Here is a 7,432-nt window from a genome sequence, read left to right as displayed (position 1 = left end):
CGGCACCACCTACCGCGACGTCGCGTCGACCAGCACCGCGTGCAGTGCTCGTGCCTGAACGCTCGCCTCGTCGCCGCGCAGCACGACATCGGCGAAGGCGGCGCCGAGGGCCCGGCGCACGTCGAACCCGCGTGCATCCCCGGCGGCCCCGGTCAACTCGTCGCGCCAGCGCCGGTAGCCGCGCACTACCTCAGCGAATGTGCTGTTCCGTACCCCCTCGAGACGCAAATACTCCGCGATCAGAACATGCTGTGCCCGCCTGCTTGCGACACCGCCACCGGCGAAGTCGAGTGCCCGGCCGAATTCGCGCAGCGTCGCCAGGTAGATATCCAGCTCCGCCGATTCGGCGTCGGATTCCGCCGCTCTGGTCGCTCGCGTCGCGGTCCGCTGATCGAGGGTGATCGACCGACCGGCGTCTGTGCCCCGCGTATCGCGTGGTTCGAAACTCCACCGCACCGGCCCCGATTCAGCATCGAGCTCGGCCACCGCGACGACATCGAGCGCGATCACCGGGTAGTCGGTGAGCACCCGGTCCACAGCGGCCGCGAATTCTCGCATGACCGGCACCTGCAAGCCGGGGATATCGAATCCGGTTACCCGTACGTCGTGGTGCTCGGCCAGCGCTCGGGCCAGCCAGCCGATTACGGGATCCGTAGCCGGGCGCGCGTCGGCGCGGCGCTGATCCCGCGATTCGTCGGCGGGCTTCGGCGCCCGCGGCGAAGACGGCAACCGAGGACTCGACGGGCTCGCCTGGGCAGCGGCAGGCGGTCCTGCCGTTCTGGGCGGCTGCCCGGACCACGGGGTATCCCGCCGTCCCACACCGCCCGGTGAGCCTGCCGCCGCCTGCCGCGCGGCGGGGGTACGGGGTGCGTCCCGGGTGGCGGCCGGGGCGAACACCCCGGAGGCCGGAGGACGGTGACCGGAGTCTGCGGTCGGCTTGCCTGGGCTACCGTTGCCCGGTCCGCCTGCTCCCCGCTCCTTCTCTCGGCCTGCTGACCGATTCGAAGGATCCCGCAAGGGACCGCTCTCCGACGTGGTGCGTCCCGCGGACGCTTCCGGTGTCCGGGCCCCGCCGGGGACGGATCGCTCGGTGGGGTCGGCCCGGTCCGTGGGATACGCGGGCGCCCCCTTGGCCGGAAACGTCGTCGCGGGTTCGGACGTAAGTGGCGACTGTGCGCCCGCGGGCGGCGACGTGCCCGGGCTGCCGATCGGCCAAGGCGACGCAGACTCGCCGATCGGGTCCAGGCGGTCGGCGGCAGTGCCGATCCGGCTGGCGCCGAGCATGTCCTGTTCTTCGAATCGGCTTGCGGCGTCCACTATTCCGGCTGCCGTGCTCTTCAAGCTCTGCTCCATCGCCCGCAGATGGGCCAGCAACTGGTCGGCATGCGGCTTGAACTCCTTGGCGAACGCGAGACCGAGATCGTCGTCGCCCCAAGTGCCGTCGGCGTGCGCCAGGGAATCGCGGAGTCCGGCATAGGTTTGCCCCACGCGGTCCCCGAGTTCGGCCAGCCGCGCTCCCCGATTTCGCAGCTGGTCCGGATCCAACCGAACATCATCGTTCACGTCGCGATCGCCCTCCGGTCAGGCTCGGCCGTTGCCGCGCAGCCGGAACCGTCGCTCGAAGCCGGAGACGAACATCGACCACGGCACCGACGTGGTCGAGCGCTCTACAATGCCATCGTCGGCAACATAGAAAACCGCACGGTCCAAAGCGATTTCGCCGTCGGGCACCGGCGAACGCACCATCCAGCCCACGCTGATGCGATCGGCCCGCAGTGACGACAACAGATACCCCGTGGTGTCGTACTGCTGTCTTCGGATGTGATCACGGACGAGGTCGAGCGCATCTGCTTCGCCGATCCCCTCGGCGTGGTTCGCGTCCAGATCCGCGAGCATGAACTGGAACATCGCGCCATCGATGTCGGTGCCGTCACCGTCACCGAAGACCTGCACGATCGCCTGCCGAGTCACCGCGCCGACCTGCGCAGCCGACACCAACAACTCGGCCGCGCCCGACGTACCACCCGACTGGTCGTCCAGCAGGTTGCCGACGACACCCGCCACGGTGCCGACGGTCCACACCGCGGGCAGCGCCGACGCGCATTCCGATATCGGCGCGGACTCACCCCGGTACCACTGGCCTGCCTCCCACCAGTAGCAAAACGACAGCAAACCGGTTGCCGCCCGCGGATTGAGCACCGGATCAGCCACCCAATCCGGCGCTCCCGCAAACAATTCCGGCATTGCCGCACCCGCGTTGTACACGGCGTCCAAGACCGACGCATCCCACACACCACCCGACAGCACGGCCCGGTCACCGGGCAGTAGTGTCAACGTCGAGCCGCTGCGTCCGGCGCCTTCGAAGATGCCAACCGACGGACCGATCCTCGGCCCCTGCCCCGACCCGACCGCCACGAAGGCCGCCGCCAGCACCGCCCACCGGGCCCACAACACAGCCAGCTCCGGCAGCTCGTTATCCACGGCGACCGCCCGCAGACCCGCGCGCTGGTCCGCCCGCGTCGCGGCGGCAGCAGCGCGCGGCGGCCGCGTCCGACGGTCACCGCGCCCGAGGTAGGCCGCCAGCCACACCGGCAGCCGATCCCGCGGATAGCGTTCCAGGTCGGCGAGATAGGCCTCCGGTGCGAACAACTGTTCGCCGGGGAACGGCACCGCACCGTAATCGGCAGCGGTCTCGACACCGTCCGCATCGATGCCGACCAGCCACCGCCACCACGGCCCGCCGTCCGCGTCTGCCGACACCTGCCGATGCCGACGCACCACATCCAACACCGCATCCGGTACGGGGCACCGGATCGACCGGACGCCGTCGTCGACCATCAGGACTGTCGATTCGGCGACCACGGTCATCGCGAAGCGCGCCTCCAGTCGCTGCCATCCGGGCGGGGCTACCTCACGCAGCCCGGCCACGATCCGATCGGCCAACGCCGCGAGGTCCTCATCCCCGGCCTGCGTCAAGGCACTCTCCGTGTTCCGGGAACGACACGCGCGCCGAAACCTCGGAGGCGCCAACGCGCAACATGGATCGCGAACACTTCACGAGCAGTCCCCCCCAATCACCAGGATCGGTACGTCGTCATGATGTGGAAATTCCCAGGCTGAAGATTTCGCATTTCCCGTCCCGGCGCAACGTCGGCATTTACCAGCCATGGCAAGCCCACCGCTCAGTGAACTCCGTCATAACGTGAACGCGACAGCACCCGGCAACGGCTCCGAAGACCCGGGACCATCCGAAGATCTTCCGGCAGAGCCGTTCCCGCATACGCAGGCGGCACCTCGGACCATGATCACTCAGGCATGGGCTGACCAGATCCTGGCATCGGGTACCCCGAGTGGAGTGCCGGTGCGGAATCGAGGTGCGCACTACGGCACGGTGAACTTCTTTGCCTGTCCGGAGACCACGATGCCGTCACGGTCGACGAGCGCCACCCGCACCTGCGCCTCGGAACCCGAAGCCAGCGGTGGTTAGCTGGGGTCCGCCGTCAGGGGAACGGTGGCGGCGAACGCGGGAGCGGCAGCCATCACCGAGGCCGCGGCCATCGCGGCGAAGACAGCCGCGATCGGGGCAGAACGCCGAGAGTTCGGGGTAGTCATCATGGAGCTTCGTTCCTCCTGTGTGGCGGACATAGATGACCGAACACAACGGGAAGAGTTCGAATCCATTCTGTTTCAGCGGGAACGCATGTCGCGCAGGACATCCCGGGCTCGGTCGAATACAGCCAGCGGCGGGCTCGTCACAAGGTTCGCCAGGCCGCTCTCTCCAGCATGCGGGTGCGGCCGGGTCGGGGCGAGGCGCTCGGCGGCGCGCACCATGCCGGCCCAGCGTTCGAGCTGGTTCACCGAGAACTGTTTGAGCAGGAAGGGGAATTCCTCGGTCTCCTCGTGTGCGGCATGTTCGGTGACCTTATCGGCGAATGCGGCGAGCTTGGCATCGAAATCGGGATGGTCGATCCCAATGTCGTACAGTTCGGCCAGTGCGCGCTTCACCGCGTTTTCCTCGGCCAATCTGGGCCCGATAATGTCGTCGGCGCCGAAGGCCGCACGTCGTGCCACCGCATGCACGACCTCCTCCTCGGCGGTCTCGTGCACCGCGAGTAGGCGCACCAGCTCGGTGAACAGTTCCCGCTTATCGTCCTGGCCCGATCTCAGCTTCTCGAGCAGGCGCCGGATCTGCTCGTGCTGGGCGGTCAGCAGATCGATCACGTTCTGATCCAGCTTTCCCATCGTGCACCTCATTTCTGGCGGCGGGGTATTACACATCTTCCTCCGAAGGCCGACCAGCGCGCCACGGGCAAACTCACCACCCAACCGTTTGCCACCTGTGCCCCTGGGTAGGTCGGCAATATGGACCATGCCGTAGCTCCTCTACTCGATGCCCTTGCTCAATACCGTGAGCTGGGACGATACGGTTTCACCCCGCCCGGCCACCGACAGGGCCGCGGCGCGGACGAGCGCGTGCGGCGCATCATCGGCGCCGAGACGTTCGGTTCGGATGTCCTGGGCAACAGCGGGCTCGACGACCGTAAGGCAAGTGGTGGCTATCTGAAGCGGGCCGAGGAATTGATGGCCGACGCGGTCGGCGCCGACTATGCGTTTTTCTCGACCTGCGGTAGTTCACTGTCGGTCAAGGCGGCGATGATGGCAGTCGCGGGCGGCTCACCGGGCCTGCTGGTGGCGCGCGACAGTCACAAGTCGATCGTCGCCGGTCTGATCTTCTCCGGTGTGCAGCCGCGCTGGATCACCCCGCGCTGGGATGCCGAGCAGCACCTGTCGCATCCGCCGTCGCCGGAGCAGATCCGGGAAACCTGGGAGCGCTATCCGGATGCGGCGGGGGCCCTGATCGTCAGCCCGAGTCCGTACGGAACCTGCGCCGATATCCAGGGTATCGCCGAGGTGTGCCATGAGCGCGGCAAACCGCTCATCGTCGATGAAGCATGGGGCGCGCATCTGCCGTTCCACGAGGAATTGCCCACCTGGGCAATGGATGCCGGTGCGGATGTCTGTGTGGTCAGCGTGCACAAGATGGGCAGTGAATTCGAGCAGGGTTCGGTCTTCCATCTGCAGGGCGACCTCGTCGAACGCGAGCGCCTCTCGGCGTGCGCGGATCTGTTGATGACCACCAGCCCGAATGTCATGGTGTACGCGGCGTTGGACGGTTGGCGACGCCAGATGGTCGAGCACGGTCACGAATTGCTCGGCGCCGCGCTGAAATTGGCCGGACAACTGCGTGCCGATATCGAGGCCATTCCGGGATTCCACGTGCTCGAAGACGAGCTGCTCGGCGCCGAGTCCTCGCACGATCTGGACCGTATGCAGGTCCTCATTGATGTCAGCGAACTAGGGCTGTCCGGCTACCAGTGCGCCGATTGGCTGCGCGAGAACGCGCGCATAGATGTCGGTCTCAGCGATCATCGCCGGATCATGGCGACACTGTCGATGGCCGATGACGAGTCGACCACCGGGCGGCTGCTGGATGCGCTGCTGTCGCTCAGCGCGGCGGCATCGGAAATTCCGGCGCCGGAACAGATTCGACTCCCCGATCCCCAAGAACTCGAGCTCGAAACCACCATGCTCCCGCGCGACGCGTTCTTCGGATCGGTCGACACGATCGAAATGAAGTCCGCCGTCGGAAGAATTGTCGCCGAACAGCTCACGCCGTATCCGCCCGGTATTCCGGTCGCGGTACCCGGGGAGCGGCTCAACGAGCCGGTGATCGACTACTTGGTCACCGGTGTGCACGCCGGAATGGTGGTGCCGGACGCGGCCGATAGTTCGATGCGGACGGTTCGCGTGGTCGCCGAGTGACGCACGGTATCAATTCGGCTCCTCCCGGCGCACCAGTGTGAGTGTCGCGGGACGGCTGGTGAAGGTGAAGTCGTCTCCGCGGTAATCGACCTCGCCATCGGTGGCTAGCGCGACCGGGCCGTCGTCGATGTGCACACTGAGCCGGTCGGCATGATGGTTCACGTAGGTCGCGGAGCGATCGAGAGTGCCGGTGAGGGTGGCCCAGATCAGTCGGATTCGGGAAAATGGCAGGTCTGCGCGCAGATAGCGGATATCGAGGGTGCCGTGGCGCAGCGCGGGGCGCGACATCGGGATCTGGTGAGCGGGACGGTAGTGGCCGTTGCCGACGAACAGCATCCAGATGGCGGTGCGGGTGCCATCGATGGTCGTCGGCAGCGGCTGTGCCCGAAACAGCACCCGGAGCATGGCGATTCCCGCGGCGGGCCATTTGCCCAGCCGCGGCTGCCAGTGTTCACGGAAACGGACGAAGTCGGGATAGCCGCCGAGACTGGCGGTATTGACGAAGGTTCGTGGCTCGAGTCCATCGGATCGGACCTCGGCGGTATCGGTTCGCACCGCCTCTCCCGATTCCAACGCGGCGAGGGTGTCGTCGAGGCATTCCACACCGGTATCGCGGGCGAAATGGTTGAGGGTGCCACCGGCGAATACCGCCAAGGGCAGCCGATGCTCGACAGCTGCGGCGGCGACGGCCGAAACCGTTCCGTCACCGCCGAATACGCCGAGTGCGGCGATCTCATCGCGGCCGACTCGCTTGGCGATCTGGGTGGTGAGATCGTCGGCGACTGTCAAAATCTCTGCGGCAGGTAGGCTTTCGTGCAGTAACCGCAGTTGTTCGGAGCCGGTGCCAGCACCCGCGCCCGGATTGATCACCAGCAGAAGCCCGAATCCGTCGCGCATCGGGGTGATTCGTTCATGCGCGCCGAGTTCGGCGGGCTCATCGTCGCGCTGCGCCCACCAGCGCCGGGTGCCCAGTGCGATCGCGCCGCCCAATGCCCCGCCCGCTATCACATCAGAGGGCCAGTGGACGCCGATGTGCACACGCGAGTAGCCCACGGCCAGCGCAATCGGCGCGACGATGGCCGCCGCAGCAGGAGATTCGATGGCGACGCCGGTAGCGAAGGCCGCCGCGGATGCGGAGTGGCCGGAGGGGAACGAGGAGGACACCGGCGGTTTCACCAGCCGGCGCACGAAGGGCACCGATTCATCCGGCGGTCGGCGGCGCGGAAACAACGGCTTCGCGATGCCGTTCGCCACCGAACTGGCCAGCGCGACCGAGACCAGCCCACGCACAGCTGCCCGCCGCGGCGCTCGACCACCCAACGCCATCAGCCCTGCTACCACCAGCCACAACCGACTGTGGTCGGCGCTGATGCTCAGCGTCCGCAGGAACCGATCGGCTGCGCTCGGACGCGCCCGCGCACTGCGCGCCACGAGCCATGCGTCCACGTGACTCGCGAGCTTCCGTGACTGCCTACGCATCCTCACAGGCTATCCACGATTCGTCCTACGAGTATCCGCGAGTCCGGTGAGTCCAGGTCAGGCGCCATTTCGCACCGGCTGGTGTTGCCATGTCCAGCTCGTCCGTGCGCGTCTCGGCACGCTGGAAGAG

General features: G+C 67.2%; 5 protein-coding genes. 1 reads left to right on the top strand and 4 read right to left on the bottom strand.

Annotated features, from left to right (window positions below; genetic code table 11):
- Positions 1-9: 9 nt before the first annotated feature.
- The 3 genes from ACIBG0_RS04670 to ACIBG0_RS04660 form a co-directional block, all read right to left on the bottom strand.
- Positions 10-1,563 (bottom strand): hypothetical protein, encoded by a 1,554-nt coding sequence (locus tag ACIBG0_RS04670; protein ID WP_397029211.1) that lies wholly within the window; start codon positions 1,561-1,563, stop codon positions 10-12.
- 18 nt (positions 1,564-1,581) lie between these two features.
- The gene (locus ACIBG0_RS04665) at positions 1,582-2,976 is read right to left on the bottom strand and encodes a hypothetical protein (protein WP_397029209.1); all 1,395 of its coding nucleotides are present in this window, start codon (positions 2,974-2,976) and stop codon (positions 1,582-1,584) included.
- Between the two features lie 711 nt (positions 2,977-3,687).
- Complete coding sequence (locus tag ACIBG0_RS04660) at positions 3,688-4,242, bottom strand: hemerythrin domain-containing protein (protein ID WP_397029207.1); 555 nt, start codon at positions 4,240-4,242, stop codon at positions 3,688-3,690.
- Between the two features lie 120 nt (positions 4,243-4,362).
- Here ACIBG0_RS04660 and ACIBG0_RS04655 point away from each other — a divergent pair, with 120 nt between their 5' ends.
- Positions 4,363-5,823: an aminotransferase class I/II-fold pyridoxal phosphate-dependent enzyme gene (locus ACIBG0_RS04655; RefSeq protein WP_397029205.1), complete on the top strand. Its 1,461-nt coding sequence runs from the start codon at positions 4,363-4,365 to the stop codon at positions 5,821-5,823.
- A 9-nt stretch (positions 5,824-5,832) separates the two neighbouring features.
- Here ACIBG0_RS04655 and ACIBG0_RS04650 read toward each other — a convergent pair whose 3' ends face one another.
- Positions 5,833-7,302 (bottom strand): bifunctional phosphatase PAP2/diacylglycerol kinase family protein, encoded by a 1,470-nt coding sequence (locus tag ACIBG0_RS04650; RefSeq protein ID WP_397029203.1) that lies wholly within the window; start codon positions 7,300-7,302, stop codon positions 5,833-5,835.
- Positions 7,303-7,432 lie beyond the last annotated feature (130 nt).

The sequence above is a fragment of the Nocardia sp. NPDC050630 genome, from assembly GCF_044457245.1.
In the GTDB taxonomy this organism is placed as follows: Bacteria; Actinomycetota; Actinomycetes; order Mycobacteriales; family Mycobacteriaceae; genus Nocardia.
The sequence above is the reverse complement of the archived record's forward strand: the minus strand, read 5'-3'. Positions and strand labels throughout refer to the sequence as shown.